The sequence below is a fragment of the Colwellia sp. BRX8-4 genome, from assembly GCF_014077345.1.
In the GTDB taxonomy this organism is placed as follows: Bacteria; Pseudomonadota; Gammaproteobacteria; order Enterobacterales; family Alteromonadaceae; genus Colwellia_A.
Genome location: NZ_JACGVS010000010.1, coordinates 128523 through 151199, shown reverse-complemented (window position 1 = coordinate 151199; position 22677 = coordinate 128523). Strand labels below are relative to the sequence as shown.

The following is a 22677-nucleotide window of genomic DNA, read 5'->3' as shown; positions in this document are numbered from 1 at the left end:
AGATTAAGTAAATTTAATTAGTGCTAAACAGTGACTTTTTTCACTTTCACCGCACATTTTTTGAAGTCAGTTTGTTTAGACAAGGGATCGGTAGCATCTAGGGTTAACTTATTAACCAATTGTTTTGCATCAAACCAAGGCATAAAAACTAAACCTTTCGGGGGTCTATTACGGCCACGAGTTTCAACACGAGATTTCACTTCACCTCGACGAGATTCAATCAAAACCTCATCACCACGGCGTAAACCTCTTGCTTTAGCATCGTCAGGGTGGATAAATAACACCGCATCAGGAAATGCTTTATGAAGTTCAGGTACACGCGCAGTCATAGAGCCTGAATGCCAATGTTCAAGAACACGACCGGTACTCAGCCATAAGTCGAATTCTTCATCAGGTGACTCTGCCGCTGGTTCGTAGGGTAAGGCAAATATATTGGCTTTTTTATCTTTATGGCCATAAAACTGCACTTCACTGCCTTTCTCTACATAAGGGTCGTGCCCCTCACGAAAACGCCACTTAGTTTCTTTACCATTAACAACCGGCCATCTAAGGCCACGCTCTTCGTGATAGCGATCAAAGGGGGCTAAATCATGACCATGTCCTCGGCCAAAGGTTGCATATTCTTCAAATAAGCCTTTTTGAATATAGAAACCAAAATAATCACCTTCAAAGTTAGTATCACCTTTGGATTCACTCATTGGGAATTTATCTACGTTACCGTTTGCATAAAGCACGTCAAACATAGTTTTGCCACGGTATTCAGGATTCTTGGCAAGTAATTCTTCAGGCCATACTTCTTCAATTTTAAAACGTTTAGAAAATTCAACTATTTGCCATAAATCTGAACGCGCTTCACCTGGCGCATTCACTTGTTGATGCCAAAACTGTGTACGGCGCTCTGCATTGCCGTACGCTCCCTCTTTTTCTACCCACATAGCAGTAGGTAAAATCAAGTCAGCCGCCTGTGCAGTTACCGTTGGGTAAGGGTCTGAAACGACAATGAAATTTTCTGGATTACGATAGCCAGGGATCCCTTCTTCATTAATATTTGGTCCGGCTTGCATGTTGTTATTACACATAACCCAATATGCATTTAATTCGCCATCTTTAAGCATACGATTTTGCAGAACTGCATGGTAACCGGGTTTAGGTGGAATAGTGCCTTCAGGTAATTTCCATATTTTTTCAGCTATCGCTCTATGCTTAGGGTTTTTAACAACGAGATCGGCAGGTAATCTATGTGAGAAAGTCCCTACTTCACGCGCCGTTCCACAGGCTGACGGCTGTCCGGTTAATGAAAACGGGCTGTTACCCGGTTCAGATATTTTACCCGTTAATAAATGCACGTTGTACATGAGGTTATTTGCCCAAACACCACGAGTATGTTGATTGAAACCCATCGTCCAAAACGAAGTCACTTTAACTTTAGGATCCGCATAAAGTTTAGCCAGCGTTAATAATTTATCTTCAGAAACACCCGAAAGTTTTGATGTATATTCAATACTATAAGTGCTAACAAATTTAGCAAAGTCATCGAAGCTCATCGGTTTAGATGCGCCACTGTCAGGATTTTTAGCCGCTTTTTGTAATGGATGAGTAGGACGTAAACCATAACCAATATCAGTAACACCTTCGCGAATATTGACATGCTTTTTCATGAAATCTTCGTTAACGGCGTTATTTTGAATAATATAATTAGCAATAAAGTTTAATATCGCTAAATCTGTTTGTGGTGTAAAAATCATACCGTTATCAGCAAGTTCAAAACTTCGATGCTTATACGTTGATAATACGTTTACTTTTACATGAGGATGACTTAAACGACGGTCAGCTAAACGCGACCATAAAATAGGATGCATTTCCGCCATATTAGAACCCCAAAGGACAAATGCATCGGCGTGTTCTAAATCATCATAACAACCCATAGGTTCGTCGATACCAAAGGTACGCATAAAACCACCCACAGCTGACGCCATACAGTGACGAGCATTAGGATCAAGGTTGTTGGTTAAAAAGCCCGCTTTCATTAATTTTGAAGCGGCATAACCTTCCCAAACAGTCCACTGACCCGAACCAAACATACCAACTGAGGTCGGGCCTTTTTTCTTTAAAGCGGCTTTAAATTTTTCAGCCATAACATCAAAGGCGGTATCCCAGCTTACCGGTGTAAACTCACCTTCTTTGGCATAAACACCATCTTTCATCCGTAATAACGGTTGAGTTAATCGGTCTTTCCCATACATAATTTTGGATAAAAAGTAACCTTTAATACAGTTAAGACCTTTGTTAACTTCTGCTTGAGGGTCACCTTGAGTCGCCACCACTTTTCCTTCTTGTGTTCCAACAAGCACACTACAACCTGTGCCACAAAAACGACAAGGGGCTTTATCCCATTTAATGGTAGTATCCGACGATTTAGTCAGCAAGTTTGAAGCTGAAGATGGCACGGCGATACCTGCGGCGACAGCTGTTGCTGCAATGGCGTTCGCTTTTATAAAATCACGTCTTGTTAATGTCATACCTTTATCCCCTGATGTTGTGGTAGCCCATAATCATTATGATGAAAAATCAATGATGAAGAGATCACACCCGGTAAATTACTCATATCTGTAATGGTGTTAATAAGGCCTTTGCCTTTTTCACCTCTGTTTAAATCATTTTCTTCTATGGTAACCACCATAGAGCCGTTATCAGCAATCTCATGCACTTCAGCGCCAGGAAATCCGCCCAGTTCTTCGGCCACTTTCGCGGTATTACTTGGCTGAGCAACAAAAAGCACACCAGCAATATTAATAGGTTTTTCTTCTAGTAGATTGATCACGATTATTCCCCTGCCGGCTTAATACCTAACATTTTTAAAAGTGCGATAGCGACTAAAGCGGTACCGGCAAAACCAGCTAAAAAAATAACAGGCATCGATGAATATCCTAAGATATTCCAAATCATTTGTTCAAGAGCGCTCATATAACTCTCCTATTAGTATGTGTGGGTTGCTCACCCACAGAATTTTTTGGTGTTAATTCAATAGATGATTGCGGGCAAATAGCAACACAGGCCCCACAATTTGTGCAGTCACTAAGTTTTATCTGGGGTTGTGGTACTGATGAATTTATATATTTAAAAGATATAGCTTCTGTCTCACAGCTATCTTGACAACTTTGACAAAACACATCGTTAACCGCTAAGCAATCGCCCTTTATGGAGATATCTAAATCCCAAGCATTTACTTCTGGAGCAAGTGCACGTTCGGCAAAAAGTGGCTGTTGACAACTTTCAACGCACGCTTGACAAAAAGTACACTCTCCTTTTAAAAAGTTAACTTCAGGGAAACCGCCATCACCTTTTTGAATGATATTTTCAGGACAAGACGTTAAACAGTCACCACATTGTGTGCAGCCATCAATAAAAGTGGCTTCATTGAGCACCCAAGGCAATCTGATTGCCGGAGCGGTTGTTAATTTTTTTGCTTTAAAAAAGTTTCTTCTAGCTAAATCAACCATGCTATCTCGTTATTTTTACATCATATTTCAGACTTTCTACCCAAAGAGTAATTTATCTTATACTCGAAGGTGAGATATTGATTTCGATCAAGACTTTCAAATAACATGACTATTAATCTCTTTATTAAATTCAAAAAAACCAGCTTGTATTGAATTTATTATTGAATCTCAACCTTAAAAATAACCAATCAAATAATTATTATCTGCACGATCACTTACCACTTAATCAAATAACAAAAGAAAAAGTGTTAATGTCTCGGATTCTTGCTAAAAATAATCATTTAAAGACAGTCCCCTAATGCGGCTATTTATATTTATGGTACAATGCGCGCAAAATTTAGGATTGTTCACATGTCCTTTCAGTATTTAAAAAAAGCATTTTATGTGCATCAGCATGTACACCAAAGAGAACTTTTAAAACATGACAACGCTACAGGCTAATGAAGTCAATCTAAGACGTACTTTCGCAATTATCTCTCATCCTGATGCGGGTAAAACCACCATCACTGAAAAAGTATTACTTTTTGGTCAGGCTTTACAACGAGCCGGCACGGTAAAAGGTAAAAAATCAGGCCAGCATGCAAAGTCTGACTGGATGGAAATGGAGAAAGAGCGTGGTATTTCTATCACGACCTCTGTAATGCAATTTCCTTATAACGGTTGTTTAGTTAATTTACTGGACACACCTGGTCACGAGGACTTTTCAGAAGATACCTACAGAACACTCACCGCGGTTGATTCATGCTTAATGGTTATCGACGTAGCTAAAGGTGTTGAGGCACGAACTGTTAAGTTAATGGAAGTAACGCGTTTACGTGATACGCCCATCATTACTTTTATGAATAAAATGGATCGTGATGTTCGTGACCCAATGGAAGTTATGGATGAAGTGGAAGATGTGCTGAAAATAAAATGTGCCCCTATTACTTGGCCGATTGGTATGGGTAAAGAATTTAAAGGTGTCTATAACATTTTAACTGACGAAATATTTTTATATAAGTCAGGACTTGGCCATATGATCCAAGAAGAAAGAATTATCAAAGGGCTTGATAACCCAGAGTTAGATAAGGTCATTGGAACTTATGCTGACGATTTACGTGAAGAATTAGAACTGGTTGCGGGTGCATCACATGAATTTAATTTGGAAGAGTTTTTAAAAGGTGAACTAACGCCAGTATTCTTTGGTACGGCTTTAGGTAATTTTGGTGTTGACCATATGCTTAATGGTTTAACTAAATGGGCACCAAAACCTTTACCTCGTTTAACTGATGTTAGAGAAGTAACCGCTCAAGAAGAAAAATTCACTGGCTTTGTTTTTAAAATTCAAGCGAACATGGATCCAAAACACCGTGACCGTATTGCTTTTATGCGTATTTGCTCAGGTAAATACGAAAAAGGCATGAAAATGCGTCAAGTACGTATTAACAAAGATGTAAAAATTGCCGATGCCGTAACGTTTATGGCTGGAGACCGTGCACATGTAGAAGAAGCATATGCCGGCGATATTATCGGTTTACATAACCACGGTAGTATTCAAATCGGTGATACCTTTACTTCAGGCGAAATGATGAAATTTAGTGGTATTCCAAACTTTGCCCCTGAAATGTTTCGTCGTATTCGTTTACGTGATCCATTAAAAGCTAAACAATTACAAAAAGGTTTAATACAACTTTCAGAAGAAGGTGCTGTGCAAGTATTCAGACCTTTCAACTCAAACGAGATGATAGTTGGCGCGGTCGGTGTATTGCAGTTTGAAGTCGTTGTACAACGTTTAAAAACTGAATATAAAGTTGACGCTATATACGAACCGATAAGTGTAGCAACTGCACGCTGGTGTACTTGTGATAATGAAAGAACACTAGAGCAATTTAGCAAAAAAGCTTATGACAATTTAGCACTAGATGGTGGTAATAACTTAACGTATATTGCTCCAACTATGGTGAATTTGAATTTGGCACAAGAGCGTCATCCTGACATTCAGTTCCACAAGACCCGAGAACACTAAGTTTTTCTGCGTAGTAGGTATTTTACCCGCGTTGTTCGATACTTTTTATTGGCTTATTTAGTAAACTAAACTCACCAATAAAAAGTAACAAACGCTTTGCTAAAATGCCATATACTTGCAAAAAATGAGCAAATAATTTCTATTAAAAGAAAACAGAGATCAAAATGAATATTAAGCAATTACTAAGTGAAAAAGTATCTGCGGCCATGGTTTTGGCTGGATTGCCTGAAGGCACTAACCCAGCGGTAAGCCTGTCAAGTCGCCCTAATTTTGGTGACTACCAAGCAAATGGTGTTATGGGTGCAGCTAAAAAACTGAAAATGAACCCACGCGAATTAGCGACCACCGTTGTTAACCACTTAGATTTAGCTGGTATTGCTGACCATATAGAATTAGCCGGACCGGGGTTTATTAATATTCATTTAGACAAATCATGGTTAGCCGCTCAACTCGCTAAAATGACTGATGATGAAAAATTAGGTGTAACCCAACGTGGTGCCACTGAAGAAGACAAAAAACAAACGGTTATTGTTGATTATTCAGCGCCAAACCTTGCCAAAGAAATGCATGTTGGCCACTTGCGTTCAACCATTATCGGTGATGCAGTAGTACGTGCATTAGAGTTTCGTGGTGACAAAGTCATCCGCCAGAATCACATGGGTGACTGGGGCACACAATTTGGCATGTTATTGGCGCACTTAAGCGACAAACTCAATGCCAACGAAGTTGCTGAAACTGCACTTTCTGATTTAGAAAACTTTTACCGCGAAGCGAAAGTACGTTTTGATAACGAAGAAGGCTTTGCTGACCGTGCTCGTAATTATGTGGTAAAACTGCAAGGTGGCGACAAAGATTGCTTAGTCTTATGGAAATTATTCATTGATATATCTATTGCCCACAGTGAAGATATTTATCAAAAACTTAATGTTACTTTAACCCGCGACGATATCATGGGCGAAAGTGCGTATAACGAAGATTTACCCAAGGTTGTTGATGAATTAATGACTAAGGGTATTGCTGAAGTTAGCGAAGGCGCAAAAGTGGTTTTCATTAATGAAATGGCGAATAAAGACGGTGATGCCCCCGTTTTTATCATCCAAAAAACCGGTGGTGGCTATTTATATGCGACCACAGATTTATCTGCTTGTCGCTACCGTAGCAATGAACTAAAAGCTGACCGTATCATTATTTTTACCGATGCCCGTCAAAGCTTACATTTTAAACAAGTAGAAATTGTAGCGCGTAAAGCAGGGTTACTGCCAGAACATGTTGGTTATGATCACTGCCCGTTTGGTATGATGATGGGTGACGATGGTAAGCCATTTAAAACAAGAACTGGCGGTACTATAAAATTAGCAGAATTACTTGATGAAGCCATTGTTCGTGCAAAAGCGGTCATTAAAGAAAAAAATCCAGATTATCCTGAAGATAAGCTAAATGAAATTGCAGTAAAAGTAGGTATTGGTGCGGTTAAATTTGCTGATTTATCTAAGAATAGAACCAGCGACTATATTTTTAACTGGAAAACCATGTTGAGTTTTGAAGGCGCTACGGCTCCTTACTTGCAGTATGCTTATTCACGTGTTCAAAGTATTTTCAGCAAGGCAAAAATTGAACAAGTAAACTTTAGCGCTGATATCACCATTATTGAACCACAAGAAAAAGCCTTAGCGTTAAAATTACTCCAGCTCGAAGAAGTGCTAGATGCGGTCATTAGCGAATCTATGCCTAACCTATTGTGTAATTATTTATATGAGTTAGCGAGTTTATACATGAGCTTCTACGAGGCTTGCCCTATTCTCAAAGAGGGTATTGACCAAGATGTAAAACAGTCTCGCTTAGCACTTTGTTTAAGTATCTCGAAAACCTTAAAACAAGGCTTAGATATTCTTGGCATTGACGTTATGGAACGCATGTAGTCTGCATAAAAGCACATATGGCATTAGCCCTTGTTTACTCAAGGGTCAATGCCAAAAAATTGAAATAGTTTCAGCATAGAGCAAGTATTAAGGTAGGAAGTGTCAATAAATGAAAGTGCTAATCGTTGATAATACAGACCAAAAACTCTTGCCATTAAAGCAGGCATTTTATAATGGTCCTTGCCAAACCGCTTATGTTGATAACGGCAAACATGCCCTGAAAGCCTTAAAGAAATATAAATTTGACGCTATTATTAGCGTATTGGATTTAGGACAAATAAGTGGCTTAGATCTTCTTAAAGCCATAGCACTTAAACATCCTGCTATGATACGAATAGCAATTACTAATGATAACATTGCACAGAGCCAGCTTAATGGTCAAGCCGCTAATAATTGCCATTACACTTACGCACTGCCGCTTAACGTTGAAAATATTCATCAAACCATCACAGCCCTTGGCGATGATAATAAAGCGATCACCAAAGATCATATTATCAAGGCAGTTGCCAAAGTTAAAACATTACCAAGCCCACCCAAAGTCTATTTACAACTCAATGCAATTTTAGAAGAAAGTAATACCGATTCAGGAAAAATATCAGAGATAATTTCTCAAGACCCAGCATTAGCCGCTAAAGTATTGCAGTTTTCCAATAGTTCCTTTATGAACCAAGGCAAGCCAATCAACGATATTAGCGAAGCAATAACACGTATGGGACTAGAAACACTCTGCTGTATTGTTATGACGGCTGAACTTTTTTCTTATGAACCCGACATTGCTGACTTTTCATTGATCAAAGAACAACTACACTGTTTATCAACGGCCCGCTTGGCCGCTTCAATGGTGAAAGTAGAACTTAAGCGAGATGCTCTACTTGCGGGTTTATTGCACGACATTGGTAAAATTGTACTATTTGAGATGGACCCAACACTTACAAAAACATATTTTGAATATCGGCTTAAAAATGCCAACAATAATGCCTTAGAGCAAAAAATATTTGGCACAGATCATAACCATGTTGGTGGCTATCTCCTGCACCTGTGGAGCTTTTCTTATCATTTAATTGAGGCGGTAGTTATGCATCATCAGCCGGATAAGCTCTTAAAAAAATCATTTGGTATCGCACAAGCCGTTTATCTAGCCGATATATTATTAAGAGAGCAACAACCCGAGCCAAAATTTATCGAGCATTTTAAATTAGAAAATGTGCTTGGCGCTTTGGAAAAAAGAGCAGCAAAGCTAAGACAGTAATCACCAAGCTAAACTTTAGATAAGCTATAATTTCACACATCCATTATTTACACTTCAAGTAAAGCCGATTAATTTATGAAATTTACCGATAGCCACTGTCATTTAGATTTCAAAGCTTTTACCCATAAAGGTAGTGCTTCAACAAATTTACTGCTTGAGCAATGTGCAAAAGAAAGTATTCATCAAATTATTGTTCCTGCGGTTAGACCAGATAACTGGCAAAATGTTTTAGCCTTAGCCCACCATAATAAAAACCAACCTTTGAGTGGTTGCAATGTTTTTGCCTGCTTAGGTATTCATCCTTGGTTTTTAGAGGGATTAGCGCAAAAAAATCTCGATGACTTAGCGCAAAAAATATTAGAGAATAAAACGCAAATAATTGCAATTGGCGAAGCTGGGCTTGATGGCGTTATCGCAAAGCAGCAAGATAATATTAACCAACAAATGTTATTTTTTGAATTCCAACTTAACCTTGCACAACAGCATCAACTGCCGATTATTGTTCATCACCGGCGCACGCACAACGAAACGATCACACTGTTAAAACAAATAAAAGTTTCCCGAGGAGGTATTATTCATGCTTTTTCAGGAAGCTACCAGCAGGCTTGCCAATATATAGATTTGGGATTTAAGTTAGGCATCGGTGGCACTATCACCTACCCTAGAGCGGAGAAAACAATAAAAGCCATTAAGCGCTTACCTTTGAGTAGCCTAGTATTAGAAACAGATGCACCTTCGATGCCGCTAAATGGTTTTCAAGGCGAAGATAATTCACCTCTGCGTGTTATTGATGTTTTTGAACGATTAGCCGAATTGCGCCAAGAGAGCAAAGAAGAAATAGCCGAAAAAATTGAAGATAATATTTCAACCCTCTTTCAGTTGGCTCAGCGATGAAACGGATTAACTAGCTCCATCAATGATGCCTACTTAAGTCAGCCTTTTATCTTTATCGACTAATCTAAACCCCTGACGACTAAACCGGTTGAGACCTCTGGTAAGCAGAAAGCCAACGACGCCAGCGATTATCATCATTAAACGTAACAGCGTAAACTGTTGATCATTATTTTTTAATAACTTAGTGGTTAAATAGTTTTTGTCTAGGGTTAAGCGAACGTAGCCAATTAATCTTTCTTTACGGATTTCACTAACGAAAGGCACGGCGAATTCACTCTTATTTAATTTATATTCAGACAGCCCAAAAAGAGCTTTGACACTTTTTGCATTTTGACTGCTAATAATTAATTGCCCTGATAAATCATAGAGATGAATTTCTTTTATTACCTCGGCCAGTTGCAATTCATCAACGTAGTTTTGCAGTAATTGTCGACTCTCTTTCGTGTTAACCTCGGTGATTAATACAGATAAACCTGCTGAAGCTTGTTGCAAATACTGCTGACCAACATCATAAAAATGTTGATCGATAGTTTGCTTATTTTGTGTCTGGCTGTATATCCATAGATTCATTAGCACGACAATAAAGACAATCGCTATAGCTAATTGCATAATTTTATTATAAATGGATGATAATTTAGGGTATAAAGGCTGTTCTATTTGTGTCATAAGCACTACAAATGTATAAAATTTATCATTACGTTCATTTTTATACTATAGCATTATTCATTGAAAATAATCGCTAAAACTAACATTCACATAAAAGGCGGTACTGTGTCCATTGCTATTAAACGTTTTTCCCTTGAGCATATTCAACAACTTACTTTGGCTGAGTTTATTTCTTCAACAACATCAGAAAAATGTTTACCTTGCTTTACCACTTTCGAAGGTAGCGACTGGTGCGTTGATCAGCGCCTTACCCAACAACAAGGTGGTCAAACATGTTTAGCCGAGAAGAGACACGCTAAAACAGCCTTAGAGCTTGTAGTTTTTAGTGAAATTAGTCTTAGTATGCTCAGTAATTTAATCAGTCAATGCCAACTATCAATTTGGGCGGTAAATGCTATCAATCTAAGGAATAATCTTACTAGCTATCGCTTTAGCGTTACTTGTGCAAACTTAAAAACTGCAAGAGAAAGCTTAGTCAACTTTACCCTCAGCAATAAAATCGAAGCCGCACTGATTGAAAACGCGCCAAAATTATCAGAACCAGGTATTTTGGTTATGGATATGGACTCCACGACCATAGAGATTGAATGTATCGATGAGATCGCAATACTTGCAGGTGTTGGAGAACAAGTGGCAGCCGTTACTGAACTTGCTATGCTTGGTGAACTTGATTTCGCACAAAGCTTGCATCAACGGGTCGCCACCTTAAAAGGTTCCTCAGAAAACATCTTGGCTGAGGTTGCTAAGAATATCCCGTTAATGGCTGGTTTAGAGATACTTGTTAGTACATTAAAATCCCATGGTTGGAAAGTTGCGATTGCCTCAGGTGGCTTTACTTACTTTGCCGATCACTTAAAAGATTTACTGGCACTTGATGCCGCCCACGCTAATACCTTAGAAATTATTGATGGCAAGTTAACGGGTAAAGTTTTAGGAGATGTTGTTGATGCACAAGCAAAAGCAGATTGTTTAGTCGCTTTACAAAAGAAATATCACTTAGCTAAGGAGCAAACCGTCGCTATGGGTGATGGTGCCAATGATTTAGTCATGATGGCCGCTGCACATTTGGGCGTAGCATTTCATGCTAAGCCACTAGTTTTAGCAAAGGCAGACACTGCCATTAATGCCGATGGTCTTGATTGTCTTTTACATTGGCTTGCGTAGGACCCTTTAAATAACGTTACTTAATAGCTCATGACGAACTAAAGTTTCTTGAGTAATATCAAGAAACTGCATAACCCCAGCAACACTCCAAATATCTTGCTCTATTTGTTTACCACGGTGAATAGCATAGGAACTTATGTAGCTTAATTCTGGGTTAAGATGGTCCATATCGGGGTCATCTGTTCGAGATAATCTAACCTGTACGCAAAAGAATAAACCACGATTTAATGCCCGCGATATAAACATTCGCTGCAACATCGGCGACTCTAATTCGCTTGATGTTTTGGTCGTAACCGCTTGATCAATGATTTCATTATCTAAATTTACAGCAATATATAATGTTTCAAGCACCGGAGTATCATCGGTTTGCATTTTCTTCAATGGTAAGGTTAAGGTACTAGTTGCTTGTAAATTATTGAGTAATGGGTATAGATTATACTGTGATGGCGAATCACTTAACTGTTTCATAACCGGCAATAACTTATCTTTAACAGTACCACAAACGATAGCTTCTAACTTATAGCGACTGCCACTGGTTTGTACCATTAATGTCGGAATAGTTAAACTTCTACTGTAAATATTTCTCAATGCCTTAGCAAGGCCAGGTATCATTAAGGCATATTCATCTGGCGTTAACTTATCACGATTTTTTGTAATTAATGCTTTAAAGAATGCTCTTCCCATGTGTTGATGCTTTTCAACATAAACCCGTAAGTTAAGTATGTTTTTCTTTTTATTAACTCGCATAACTTCATAAGGCAAACCTTTTAAATCAAAGGCAGAGGTAATTTTTTGCAAGCCAGGAAAAGTTAAATAGACAACGTCTCCTTTGTTTAATACCGAAGGTTTATCAAGTTCTAGTTTTAAACCTAAAATGGAAAAATCATGCGATTTACCTGAGCAACGAACACCTGCAATTTCAAGTTCAACAGGAGTAACATATTTAAATCTTGACTCTTGTCGTTGATTTTTATAATTAATGCCTACTTCATCCATCAATAGCGGTAATGTAAGTCGTTTATGACCAAAGTTTTTTAACCGAATTGTATCAATGTTTTCAAATGATAGTTGTTGATACTGCCTAGTTGATGCTGGGTTGGTTACATCACTAGCGACCACGATACTTTGCAGATTATGAAGGGTTTCTATTGCATCACTAGGGATAGGGAGATTTAAGTATTCATTCTTTTTTGTTAGCGTATTCGATAACGTTAACGGCGAATGCGCTTTATCATTATCAACGTCCATAATCGATAGTTGAGTAATAGCAAAGCTCGGCTTTGACGCAGCAAATCCTAAAAATTGTACCTTAAAATCACTATCATTATTTAATTGCTCCACATCTGCCGTATAAAAAAATGATTTACCTTGGCTTTTGTGCACGAAACTATAGACTAATAATGACTTACCTAAAGCATGGGCTTTTCTCATTCTGAGCAAGCGTTCAGGTGTTATCAGACAGTATAAGGTTGAGTGGCGATTTTCATCTTGCCAATATTGAAAAGTGGCTTGGTTATTATGACAGGTGAGCGCGTATCTAGGTAAAAGATCGCCTTTGTTATCTTCTACAAAAATCGGTAATTCATTTAATTTAGGTAAACTATATTGCTCAAAGCTACGTGATTGAATAGCATGAATAGTATTGTCTAGGTTAACTTTATAACGGCGTTTATTGCCTTGGATGAAGCCCTGAAGAAAAGTTTGAAAACCGTCAACGCGTTTATCTTTCGAGTAAACTCTCTGACAGCCAATTAACTGAGTTTTCTCAATTTTTTGTATGTTTTTAACTTCAAAATGAAAACTTTTTTCTTTACCAAATTGAAATTCGTCTTCGAGACCTCGAAACCGAATACTTATATGTTGTCCAACCGTAATTGTATTTTTGAAATTAAAGCGAAACTTACACCCTTCAACACTGATATCTGAACTCGTACACTCGTATTCATTTTTATCGTTTTCAAGCAGTATGTCTAAGGTAATAGCGAAATTCATTCGCTCTTCACTACGATTATGATACGGACCAAAAGTAAACAAACTTGCTGGGTACTGCGTTTTTTCAAAGGTCTTACTGGCTTTAGTCGTCTCAACTTGTACCGGTTTACCCATGTTACTTTTTTCTTTTTGATATATAACCCGAAAGTTATTTTCAGTGTTCATTACTGCTTCGTAAACACCAAAAGTATATCCCTGATAAAAACCTATATTTTCTTGATAAACTTTAATCGCAATATCATCAAGATAGTGAACGCGTCCATCATGCTCAAAAGATCGACATTCACCATCAACATGACCACGCAAATCGATTAGACGCGTACATGGAACAGCTAAACGCTTGAGCTCCATTTTAAGCAAAAAGCGCTCTGTTTTGGGGATATGTTGAGTCATCGCAGAAAAATTTGTTTCAAAATCGTTCTTTAAAACCTTCCCACGAAACTGTTCAATTATCTTTTGGTACTTTAAAAAATCTGTAGTCATATCTGCTTTAATTTCTTTTAGTAACACTTGTGATATGCAATGAATTGAAAGAAATAATCATTTACTTTCTATGTAGTAAATCTACTATAAATTAATTTGTAATGAAATAACATCAGTAAGAAATATCATTAAAAATAATGTGTTATCTAGATAATAGCTTATATAAAAATAATAAAGCAAAAATTATGCCCAGTAAGGGAAGTGGTCATAAAAAAATAAACTAACATCTATAAGTATAGTTAGTAGGATCCAGTGTATACGCGGGCTTGAACAGTAAATCAACGATGTAGGATACAAGAATAGAGGTGAATTTAATTTGGCTAGGTAAGCCGAACACAATAACAATTTTCCGTATTTATCACAAAAAATCGGCAAGAATTAAAAAGTACAAACATTTGACACTATCGCGCCTAGTAAGAGAAGACGATTTTTATCTAAGTCGCCTAATTCTATCCTATGATGATTAAGCGATGGTATTAAACAGTTCGCTGTAAATTTCTAATAACAATAACGCGCATAGACACATCTGCGGACTTCAATGATTTACCACTTTTCAACAATCTTGCACTTAGTGTTACACCCATCATAATCGCGACTAAGTAATAACTAAGCACTTCTTTAAGACGTTTACACATGCTAGCTATCACCTAAATTACGCAGTGATTTAACCTATATAGTAATGCTTATCTAAGTTTATAGTTGAGTACTGCAAAAGCGCTCATCACCCCGGGTAACAATGACTTAGAAGATGAATATTCAGGTAAGCTTTGTCGATACTTGTAGTCGTTTATTAACTGCGCATACCTGCAAGTATGCTGTCGAGCTTGTTAATCATATAATTTTTAATCGTAGGCGAAATGTAGCATTGGAGGGGATGGTAATTCTTATTATGAATAAGTTAAGTGTGGCTTAGCAAGTTATTGGTGTTGTAAATTAATAACCAATTTTATTAAAATCATTAGTGTTAAACAGTATCCACAGTTAGCAGATACTGATTATGTTTCTCAAGCTAAAATAAAAGTGTTACTCAGCTAGATAATTTTAATATCAATCATTTGCTCTTTAGCCGCAGCAATACGTTCGCGCTCTTGGCGTTTCTCACAAGGGTTATCGCAATTACACGACTTATCAATACCCACTGTTGCTAATCCGCCGCAACTGCCTGCTAACGACTTTTGTTGAAAGATATAGCCAACCGACATAGCAACAACAACTACAAGGAAAAAACCTAAAGTGATCATAAATATCATCATAAACTAACCTACTTATTTTCTTTATCTATTAAGATGAATAAACAGTAACTCGCTTTAACCAGTTACTTTAAATACTGCATGAATTTTACCGTGCTTTGCTCAACAAAGCCATGCTCTGTCTTAGCAATAATGTAAGCAGCTATACCATTTTTCTCTGCAAAGTCGATGGCTTTTACTTCACCCATAACCATCATCGCGGTAGACAGACCGTCTGCGGTCATAGAAGACGGATGAATGACCGTTACTGAGACTAACTTATGATTGATGGGTTTGCCCGTCGCTGGATCAATAATATGTGAAAAACGTTGACCATCTTTGGCTTGGTGATAATTACGGTAATCGCCTGATGTTGCCACTGCATTGTCTTTTGGAATGATCACTTGATAAACAGAGCGATGCTCACCACTTGCATCCTGAATAGGCTTCTCTATCGCGACATGCCAAAGTTCACCGGTGTGTTTAAAACCTTTTAAACGCATTTCTCCACCAATTTCTATTAGGTAATTATTAATGCCTTTTTCTTCTAAATATTCTGCGACTAAATCGACCCCATAACCTTTGGCAATGGTTGATAAATCAACATAAAGGCTAGGCGTTTTTTTAGAAAGTTTATTCCCGTCTAACACCAGCTTTGACAAACCTATTTGTTGGCGCGCTAACAGTAAATCCTCCGCCGTTGGTATAGTATTTGGCCGATATTCTGGGCCAAATCCCCAAAGGTTGACTAAAGGCCCGACAGTAATATCAAGATTGCCTTCACTTAATTGCCCCAAGCGAATCGCTTCTTTAATAACGCGTTGTAAACCAACAGATATTGCAACAGGCGTAAGTGATGTCGATGTGTTAAATCGTGATAATTCAGAGTCAACGATATAGGTCGACATTTCTTGATTTAATTGCACCAATAGTGCATCAATGCCTGTGTGGACTTGTTTAGTATCAATCGCATTATTCTCGATGACCACTTTAATATTATACGTAGTCCCCATAGTACGACCTTGCAACAAGACTTCTTGCTTACTTAAATCACTACTTGGAAAGCAACCGGCAAAAAACACCAGCATAAAACTGATCATCAATACTTTTACTTTAATCATTTTGATACCTATAAATTTATTATTTAGGTAAAACGTCTAGGGAAAACGTCTTATATAAATAATAAAAGACGACCAAAGTCGTCTTTTATTTGAAGCTTTCATTCATTGAGTAAATGTTTAATTTAAACGCTGTATATTGCCTTTAGTTCGAGAAGGCTGCGCGGAGTTGACGTTAGTCAATGAGCACAGCAGCCGACGAAATAAAGCCAATAGGCAAGTTAAAATAAACGATTAGCCGCCGAAGTCATCTAGCATGATGTTCTCGTCTTCTACGCCTAAATCTTTAAGCATATGAATAACGGCAGCATTCATCATTGGAGGACCACACATGTAGTACTCACAATCTTCTGGTGCTTCATGATCTTTTAAGTAGTTTTCATAAAGTACATTATGAATAAAACCTGTCATGCCTTCCCAGTTATCTTCAGCTTGTGGGTCTGATAACGCAACATGCCATTTGAAGTTATCATTATCAGCGGCTAAACCATTGTAATCATCTTCATAGAACATTTCACGTTTAGAGCGAGCGCCATACCAGAACGACATTTTACGTTTAGATTGTAAACGTTTAAGTTGATCAAAGATGTGCGAACGCATTGGCGCCATACCAGCACCACCACCGATAAACACCATTTCATTATCTGTTTCTTTAGCAAAAAACTCACCAAACGGACCAGAAATAGTGACTTTATCGCCAGGCTTAAGGCTAAATATATATGATGACATTTTACCTGCTGGTAAATGTAAACGTCCTGGAGGAGGCGTAGCAATACGCACGTTAAGCATAATAATGCCTTCTTCCTCTGGATAATTAGCCATTGAGTAAGCACGTAACGTTGGTTCATTAACTTTTGATTCAACATCAAAAAAGCCAAAATGGTTCCAATCGCCTTTGTACTGATCATCAATATCAAAATCACTATATTTCACATGATGAGCTGGAGCTTCTATCTGTATATAACCACCGGCTTTAAACGGAACAGATTCCCCATTGGGTATTTGAAGTTTAAGTTCTTTAATGAAAGTTGCTTGGTTATCATTAGAGATAACTTCACATTCCCATTGTTGAACACCGAAGATTTCATCTTCTACTTCAATAACCATGTCTTGCTTAACAGCAACCTGACAGGCTAAACGACAACCTGTTTTAGCTTCACGCTTAGTGATATGACCCGTTTCAGTTGGTAAAATATCGCCACCACCTGAATGCACGTCAACACGACATTGACCACAAGTACCACCACCACCACAAGCAGAAGGAATAAAAATCCCTTGATCTGCTAAAGCGCCAAGAAGCTTGCCACCAGCAGCGGTTACTACTGATTTATTTGGGTCACCATTTATACTAATTGTTACGTCACCTGAAGAGACTAACTTAGATTTAGCAAACAAAATAACTAAAACTAATGCTAGCACTATCGCGGTAAACATCGATATGCCGAGAATGATTTCCATCGACTTTTCCTTAAATTATCTAGGGCCTAAGTTCAAATTATTTTGGTAATAAGTGACTTAGACCGATATTTTTTAAAGTGAAATACCACCAAAAGAAAGAAAGCCAAAAGCCATCAATCCAGCGGAGATAAACGTGATACCTAAACCTTTCAAACCGTCTGGTACGTCAGAATATTTCATCTTTTCACGTATGGCAGCCAATAGCACAATAGCTAACATCCAACCAACACCAGAGCCAATGCCGTAAACAACACTTTCACCCAAAGTTAAGTTTTTCGCTACCATGAAAGAAACCGCACCAAAAATTGCACAGTTAACAGTGATTAAAGGTAAAAATATACCTAAGGCTTGATACAAAGCAGGAAAATATTTATCTAAAATCATTTCCAAAATTTGTACTAAAGCAGCAATAACACCGATAAAGGTAATAAATGATAAAAAGCTTAAATCAATTGAATCTTTCTGTTCAGTAATTCCCATCATGCTGTCTAAAGCACCTGGCGCTAAAATAGCTTGATAAATAATTTGGTTAGCTGGAACAGCTAAACCTAATACCACCACAACCGCAACACCTAGACCAATGGCTGTACTTACTTTCTTAGACACAGCTAAGAAAGTACACATACCCAAGAAGAAGCTTAACGCCATATTCTCAATAAATATGGTTTTAATAAAAATACTTAAATAATGTTCCATGGGGCTAATCCTTCTCTACTTGTTCTGGTTTCCACTGGCGTACAGCCCAGATGATTAAACCAATAATGAAGAATGAACTAAATGGTAAGACTAATAAGCCATTACCTTGGTACCAACCATCGTTTTGAACTAATTTAAACACTTCAATACCAAAGATCTCACCAAAACCAAATAATTCACGGAAAAAAGCAACAATCATCAAAACTGCGCCGTAACCTAAACCGTTACCAATACCATCTAAAAAGCTAACACCCGGCTTTTCTTTCATAGCAAAGGCTTCTGCACGGCCCATTACAATACAGTTAGTAATGATCAAACCAATGAAAACTGACAACTCTTTCGACAACTGATAAGAGAAGGCTTTTAATACTTGGTCAACCACAATTACTAATGACGCTATAATCGCCATTTGCACAATAATACGCACACTTGATGGAATATGATTACGCACAAGTGAGATAAAAAAGTTAGAAAAGCCAGTAACTAGCATTACCGCTATGGTCATAACCAAAGCGTTTGCCATTGAACTGGTTACCGCTAGAGCAGAACAAACACCTAGTACCTGTAAAGCGATAGGGTTGTTGTCTACAATAGGTCCAAATAGTACTTTTTTAGTATCTGAAGACATTAGTTCATCTCTCCTTCGCTAGCAACACTGCGGTATTTAGTAATAAAAGGTCCATAACCTTGCTCACCTAACCAAAAATGTAAGGTGTTTTGCACGCCATTACTGGTTAATGTAGCGCCTGACAATGCGTCAACGCCGTGAACATCACCGGCTTTAGCACCACCTTTAATCACTTTAATAGCCACTTCATCGCTATCATTGTAAATTTTCTTACCTGGCCATAAAGCTTTCCACTTAGGGTTAAGTACTTCAGCGCCTAAACCCGGAGTTTCCTTTAAATCAGAATAAATAAGACTACGAACGGTATTTAAATCTGGCGCTAAACCAATATAACCGTACATTAAGTCCCACAGCCCTGAACCAACAATAGGTAAAACTAAAGTATTTAGCTGACCTTGCTCGTTATTAACTAAGTAAACAACAGCGCGGTTAGCACGGCGATTAATACCTGCGGTATCGTTAGTAAGCTTTGAGCTTTTAGCAGCATCACGAGCGTCTGCACGTTCGTCAAATATATCGGTGTTACCTTCAATAATTTTCCCTGAATCTAGGTCAATCATTTTAGCAACAACATACTTGTTGTAAGTACCAACAATATCAGTACCTGCTTTTTCTAATAAGCCGGAAGCTTCAAGAATTTTAGTTTGCTTATCAAGTAGTTTATTAGCTTGTTGTAACGGTTTTAAGCTAATCGCAGCAACAGAGACTAACGCAGCACAAACCAGACAAACTAAAAACACAAAGCCGATTGTTTTAATTGGAGTTTCTTTATTACTAGACATTACGAGCGAGCCTCCGTTTGATATTCCCTTGAACAACAAAATAGTCGAAAAGAGGGGCGAATAAATTAGCGAATAAAATAGCTAACATAATTCCTTCAGGGTATGCCGGGTTAACTACACGTATGAGTACAACCATTACACCAACTAATGCACCAAACCAGTATTTACCCGTATTAGTAAAAGACATAGTGACAGGGTCAGTAGCCATAAACATCATACCAAAAGCAAAACCACCGGTGACTAAATGCCAGTACCATGGCATAGCAAACATTGCGTTAGTATCGCTACCAATACTGTTAAACAGTAATGAAGTGAACACCATTCCGGCGAAAACACTTAAAACAATACGCCACGAAGCAATACCTTTATACAGAATGTATGCACCACCTAGGAAAATAGCAGCTGTTGATACTTCACCCATAGAACCTGGGATAAAGCCCAAGAATGCATTCCACCAGTTAGTATTGATTGCAAAATCAACCGATCCTGGAATGGCTGCTGCTGCTGCACTTAATGGTGTCGCACCTGAGTAACCATCAATAGCAACCCAAACAGCATCACCTGATAATTCACCTGGATAAGCAAAAAACAGAAATGCACGACCCGCTAGCGCAGGGTTCAAGAAGTTTTTACCTGTACCACCAAAGATTTCTTTAGCAATAACAATACCGAAAGTAATACCAATAGCAACTTGCCATAATGGAATTGTTGCAGGTAAGATCAAGGCAAACAAGATTGAACTAACAAAGAAACCTTCGTTAACTTCATGCTTGCGTACTGAAGCAAAGAGAACTTCCCAAAAGCCACCAACAATAAAGGTAGTCGCATAAATAGGTAAGAAGAACATTGCTCCATAAAGCATCATACCGAAGACACTCGAGTCAGCAGATAAGCTACCTCCAAGGAATTCGAACAAGCCTACTTGCCAAGTATCAGGTAAAGCATAACCAGCAGCTAAGGCATCAGCTGCTTGAAAACCAATGTTGTACATACCAAAAAACATAGCAGGAAAAACAGCTAACCATACCGTTATCATGATGCGTTTTAAGTCAATACTGTCACGAACGTGAGTAGCACCTTTGTTCACTTGACCAGGAGTAAATAAACCGGTGGCTACAGCTTCATACAAAGCGTACCACGTTTCTAGCTTACCGCCTTTTTCAAATTGCGGTTCAATATCTTCAATAAACTTTTTCAAGCCCATGTCTAACCTTCCTTCTCTATTGTGGTTAGGCATTCACGAAGAATAACGCCGTAATCTGTTTTGCCAGGGCAAACAAATGTACACAAGGCTAAATCTTCTTCATCAAGCTCTAAAGCACCAAGTTGCTGCGCGCTGTCGGTATCACCGGCACATAAATCACGCAATAACATTGTTGGGAGAATATCTAATGGCATCACACGTTCAAAGTTACCAATTGGCACCATGGCACGAGGACTACCGTTAGTTGTTGTGGTCATATTGAATAATTTCTTTGGGAAGAAATGAGACATATATGCACGTGTTACCGAGAATTTATTAGGTCCAGGATACATGTAACCAATAAACTCTTTCTCGCGACCTTCTAAAATCAACGAAATTTGCACATGGTAGCGACCTAAATAAGCGTGAACACCTTTTGCTTTTGCTCCTGAAAGTAAAGAGCCCGATATAATACGTAATTCACCGTCGGCAAATTCACCAGCGATTAATTCGTCAGTATTTGCACCTAAAATAGTACGCACTAAACGAGGGTTCTTAGCAGCAGGACCAGCAAGTGAAATAATACGGGTGTTATTTAACTCACCAGTAGTAAATAACTGTCCAAAAGCAATCACGTCTTGATAGCCTAAGTTCCATGAAGACTTCTCTGCACTAACCGGCTTTAAAAAGTGCATGTGTGTGCCAACTAAACCAGCAGGATGTTTTCCTGCAAATTCGTTAACTTGCACATTAGCTTCGACGGGAATATTAGCACCCGGCGCTTTACTAACAAACACTTCACCACTCGTTAAACGAGTAAGTATTGTTAAGCCATTTTTAAAGGCTTCACTTTGTTCATTAATAATCACTTCAGGGTTAGCGGCTAGCGGATTAGTATCCATTGCACTAACAAAAATGGCGGTTGGCGTTGAATCAACGGCAGGAACTTTACTAAATGGACGTGTACGCAATGCTGTCCACAAACCTGAATTAACAAGGTTATCAACAACATCTTGACGTTTTATTGAGTTAAGTTCATTCGCTGTGTATGAAGGAAATGTAATTTGCTCATCGCCGTCAATTTTAATAACGACTGATTGCAAAACACGTTTTTCACCACGGTTGATTTCTTTAACAACACCGGCAGCATGAGCTGTGAATTTAACGCCAGGGTTCTTTTTATCTTCAAAAAGAATCTGACCTTTTTTAACACGATCATCCACTTTAACAAACATGGTTGGTCGCATACCCACAAACTCTTCACCTAATGCTGCAACGGTTTTGATGGCGTTGCCATCATGGATTACCTGCTGGGGAGAACCAACGACAGGAACATCCAGACCTTTTTTTATTGTAATCATAAACACATGCACTACTTTTGATGGGAGTATCAAAACCAATCATCTACTTACCTAAACAAACTATTTTACGATGACTTGTAATCAATATTATTTAGGTAAAGCAAATTATCGATTTCAGTGTATTTCAGTAAGTACTTCTTTCTTGGCAACAAAGGAAGTTGCTTTAGAATAAAAAAGACCCACTGGCTCTAAGTTAAAATTTCTAGCGCGATTTTAACACAAAAACTCTAAGGCTATCTACGATCTCAGTTACTTAAATTACAAATTAGTTGAATATTATTGATTTCGCTCATTTATCAGCCAAAAATTTTGTCAGACCTAAAAAAACCGACATTTTATGTCGGCTTTTT

General features: G+C 38.1%; 20 protein-coding genes. 5 read left to right on the top strand and 15 right to left on the bottom strand.

The genetic code is table 11. From position 1 onward, the window contains the following. Positions 1 to 23: 23 nt before the first annotated feature. The 4 genes from napA to napF are packed head-to-tail and all read right to left on the bottom strand — an operon-like array spanning position 24 to position 3500. Positions 24 to 2519, bottom strand: a complete 2496-nt coding sequence (napA, locus tag H4J56_RS10610; RefSeq protein WP_182217597.1) for a nitrate reductase catalytic subunit NapA — start codon at positions 2517 to 2519, stop codon at positions 24 to 26. Then, positions 2516 to 2821 carry a chaperone NapD gene (locus H4J56_RS10605; RefSeq protein WP_182217595.1) on the bottom strand — a complete coding sequence of 102 codons (306 nt, stop codon included), beginning with the start codon at positions 2819 to 2821 and terminating at the stop codon, positions 2516 to 2518. Before H4J56_RS10605 ends, napA begins: the two co-directional genes overlap by 4 nt. Positions 2822 to 2823: 2 nt before the next feature. Further along, the gene (locus tag H4J56_RS10600; RefSeq protein ID WP_070376027.1) at positions 2824 to 2964 is read right to left on the bottom strand and encodes a TIGR02808 family protein; all 141 of its coding nucleotides are present in this window, start codon (positions 2962 to 2964) and stop codon (positions 2824 to 2826) included. Continuing rightward, on the bottom strand, positions 2961 to 3500 hold the full coding sequence (gene napF, locus H4J56_RS10595; protein ID WP_182222710.1) for a ferredoxin-type protein NapF: 540 nt from the start codon (positions 3498 to 3500) through the stop codon (positions 2961 to 2963). Before napF ends, H4J56_RS10600 begins: the two co-directional genes overlap by 4 nt. A 421-nt stretch (positions 3501 to 3921) precedes the next feature. Between napF and prfC the strand changes: the two genes are divergently transcribed. From prfC to H4J56_RS10575, 4 genes are all read left to right on the top strand, one after another. Next, positions 3922 to 5505, top strand: coding sequence for a peptide chain release factor 3 (prfC, locus tag H4J56_RS10590; protein ID WP_070376025.1), 1584 nt, complete (start codon positions 3922 to 3924; stop codon positions 5503 to 5505). Between the two features lie 164 nt (positions 5506 to 5669). Beyond that, positions 5670 to 7424 carry an arginine--tRNA ligase gene (gene argS, locus H4J56_RS10585; RefSeq protein WP_182250779.1) on the top strand — a complete coding sequence of 585 codons (1755 nt, stop codon included), beginning with the start codon at positions 5670 to 5672 and terminating at the stop codon, positions 7422 to 7424. A 109-nt stretch (positions 7425 to 7533) separates the two neighbouring features. After that, the gene (locus H4J56_RS10580) at positions 7534 to 8673 is read left to right on the top strand and encodes an HDOD domain-containing protein (RefSeq protein WP_182245046.1); all 1140 of its coding nucleotides are present in this window, start codon (positions 7534 to 7536) and stop codon (positions 8671 to 8673) included. Between the two features lie 75 nt (positions 8674 to 8748). After that, positions 8749 to 9567 carry a TatD family hydrolase gene (locus H4J56_RS10575; RefSeq protein ID WP_182231027.1) on the top strand — a complete coding sequence of 273 codons (819 nt, stop codon included), beginning with the start codon at positions 8749 to 8751 and terminating at the stop codon, positions 9565 to 9567. Between the two features lie 33 nt (positions 9568 to 9600). On the opposite strand, the gene H4J56_RS10570 is transcribed toward H4J56_RS10575, so the two are convergent. Further along, positions 9601 to 10233 (bottom strand): AhpA/YtjB family protein, encoded by a 633-nt coding sequence (locus H4J56_RS10570; RefSeq protein ID WP_182217587.1) that lies wholly within the window; start codon positions 10231 to 10233, stop codon positions 9601 to 9603. A gap of 105 nt (positions 10234 to 10338) precedes the next feature. On the opposite strand from H4J56_RS10570, the gene serB reads away from it, so the two are divergent. Beyond that, positions 10339 to 11397: a phosphoserine phosphatase SerB gene (gene serB / locus H4J56_RS10565; RefSeq protein ID WP_310733838.1), complete on the top strand. Its 1059-nt coding sequence runs from the start codon at positions 10339 to 10341 to the stop codon at positions 11395 to 11397. A gap of 6 nt (positions 11398 to 11403) precedes the next feature. Here serB and H4J56_RS10560 read toward each other — a convergent pair whose 3' ends face one another. The 10 genes from H4J56_RS10560 to H4J56_RS10515 form a co-directional block, all read right to left on the bottom strand. Continuing rightward, complete coding sequence (locus tag H4J56_RS10560) at positions 11404 to 13872, bottom strand: PilZ domain-containing protein (RefSeq protein WP_182222706.1); 2469 nt, start codon at positions 13870 to 13872, stop codon at positions 11404 to 11406. A 476-nt stretch (positions 13873 to 14348) separates the two neighbouring features. Then, positions 14349 to 14507 (bottom strand): hypothetical protein, encoded by a 159-nt coding sequence (locus tag H4J56_RS10555; protein ID WP_182222705.1) that lies wholly within the window; start codon positions 14505 to 14507, stop codon positions 14349 to 14351. 396 nt (positions 14508 to 14903) lie between these two features. Then, positions 14904 to 15125, bottom strand: coding sequence for a (Na+)-NQR maturation NqrM (nqrM, locus tag H4J56_RS10550; protein ID WP_070376020.1), 222 nt, complete (start codon positions 15123 to 15125; stop codon positions 14904 to 14906). 62 nt (positions 15126 to 15187) lie between these two features. Continuing rightward, complete coding sequence (locus tag H4J56_RS10545) at positions 15188 to 16222, bottom strand: FAD:protein FMN transferase (protein ID WP_182222704.1); 1035 nt, start codon at positions 16220 to 16222, stop codon at positions 15188 to 15190. Between the two features lie 231 nt (positions 16223 to 16453). Then, positions 16454 to 17677 carry an NADH:ubiquinone reductase (Na(+)-transporting) subunit F gene (gene nqrF / locus H4J56_RS10540; protein ID WP_070376018.1) on the bottom strand — a complete coding sequence of 408 codons (1224 nt, stop codon included), beginning with the start codon at positions 17675 to 17677 and terminating at the stop codon, positions 16454 to 16456. A gap of 72 nt (positions 17678 to 17749) precedes the next feature. Next, positions 17750 to 18373, bottom strand: a complete 624-nt coding sequence (nqrE, locus tag H4J56_RS10535; RefSeq protein WP_182175777.1) for an NADH:ubiquinone reductase (Na(+)-transporting) subunit E — start codon at positions 18371 to 18373, stop codon at positions 17750 to 17752. 4 nt (positions 18374 to 18377) lie between these two features. Next, the gene (locus tag H4J56_RS10530) at positions 18378 to 19001 is read right to left on the bottom strand and encodes an NADH:ubiquinone reductase (Na(+)-transporting) subunit D (protein ID WP_146800034.1); all 624 of its coding nucleotides are present in this window, start codon (positions 18999 to 19001) and stop codon (positions 18378 to 18380) included. Further along, positions 19001 to 19783 carry a Na(+)-translocating NADH-quinone reductase subunit C gene (locus H4J56_RS10525; protein WP_182217583.1) on the bottom strand — a complete coding sequence of 261 codons (783 nt, stop codon included), beginning with the start codon at positions 19781 to 19783 and terminating at the stop codon, positions 19001 to 19003. Before H4J56_RS10525 ends, H4J56_RS10530 begins: the two co-directional genes overlap by 1 nt. After that, positions 19776 to 20987 carry an NADH:ubiquinone reductase (Na(+)-transporting) subunit B gene (locus tag H4J56_RS10520; protein ID WP_182217581.1) on the bottom strand — a complete coding sequence of 404 codons (1212 nt, stop codon included), beginning with the start codon at positions 20985 to 20987 and terminating at the stop codon, positions 19776 to 19778. Before H4J56_RS10520 ends, H4J56_RS10525 begins: the two co-directional genes overlap by 8 nt. A gap of 2 nt (positions 20988 to 20989) precedes the next feature. Next, positions 20990 to 22327: a Na(+)-translocating NADH-quinone reductase subunit A gene (locus H4J56_RS10515; protein ID WP_182217580.1), complete on the bottom strand. Its 1338-nt coding sequence runs from the start codon at positions 22325 to 22327 to the stop codon at positions 20990 to 20992. Between the last annotated feature and the right edge of the window lie 350 nt (positions 22328 to 22677).

Coding starts and splice junctions, on each gene's coding strand:
- H4J56_RS10515 (WP_182217580.1), bottom strand. CDS start 22,327: ATGATTACAATAAAAAAAGGTCTGGATGTTCCTGTCGTTGGTTCTCCC.
- H4J56_RS10570 (WP_182217587.1), bottom strand. CDS start 10,233: ATGACACAAATAGAACAGCCTTTATACCCTAAATTATCATCCATTTAT.
- H4J56_RS10530 (WP_146800034.1), bottom strand. CDS start 19,001: ATGTCTTCAGATACTAAAAAAGTACTATTTGGACCTATTGTAGACAAC.
- H4J56_RS10545 (WP_182222704.1), bottom strand. CDS start 16,222: ATGATTAAAGTAAAAGTATTGATGATCAGTTTTATGCTGGTGTTTTTT.
- H4J56_RS10520 (WP_182217581.1), bottom strand. CDS start 20,987: ATGGGCTTGAAAAAGTTTATTGAAGATATTGAACCGCAATTTGAAAAA.
- H4J56_RS10525 (WP_182217583.1), bottom strand. CDS start 19,783: ATGTCTAGTAATAAAGAAACTCCAATTAAAACAATCGGCTTTGTGTTT.
- H4J56_RS10580 (WP_182245046.1), top strand. CDS start 7,534: ATGAAAGTGCTAATCGTTGATAATACAGACCAAAAACTCTTGCCATTA.
- H4J56_RS10555 (WP_182222705.1), bottom strand. CDS start 14,507: ATGTGTAAACGTCTTAAAGAAGTGCTTAGTTATTACTTAGTCGCGATT.
- H4J56_RS10600 (WP_070376027.1), bottom strand. CDS start 2,964: ATGAGCGCTCTTGAACAAATGATTTGGAATATCTTAGGATATTCATCG.
- napF (WP_182222710.1), bottom strand. CDS start 3,500: ATGGTTGATTTAGCTAGAAGAAACTTTTTTAAAGCAAAAAAATTAACA.
- argS (WP_182250779.1), top strand. CDS start 5,670: ATGAATATTAAGCAATTACTAAGTGAAAAAGTATCTGCGGCCATGGTT.
- nqrF (WP_070376018.1), bottom strand. CDS start 17,677: ATGGAAATCATTCTCGGCATATCGATGTTTACCGCGATAGTGCTAGCA.
- napA (WP_182217597.1), bottom strand. CDS start 2,519: ATGACATTAACAAGACGTGATTTTATAAAAGCGAACGCCATTGCAGCA.
- H4J56_RS10560 (WP_182222706.1), bottom strand. CDS start 13,872: ATGACTACAGATTTTTTAAAGTACCAAAAGATAATTGAACAGTTTCGT.
- nqrE (WP_182175777.1), bottom strand. CDS start 18,373: ATGGAACATTATTTAAGTATTTTTATTAAAACCATATTTATTGAGAAT.
- prfC (WP_070376025.1), top strand. CDS start 3,922: ATGACAACGCTACAGGCTAATGAAGTCAATCTAAGACGTACTTTCGCA.
- H4J56_RS10575 (WP_182231027.1), top strand. CDS start 8,749: ATGAAATTTACCGATAGCCACTGTCATTTAGATTTCAAAGCTTTTACC.
- nqrM (WP_070376020.1), bottom strand. CDS start 15,125: ATGATGATATTTATGATCACTTTAGGTTTTTTCCTTGTAGTTGTTGTT.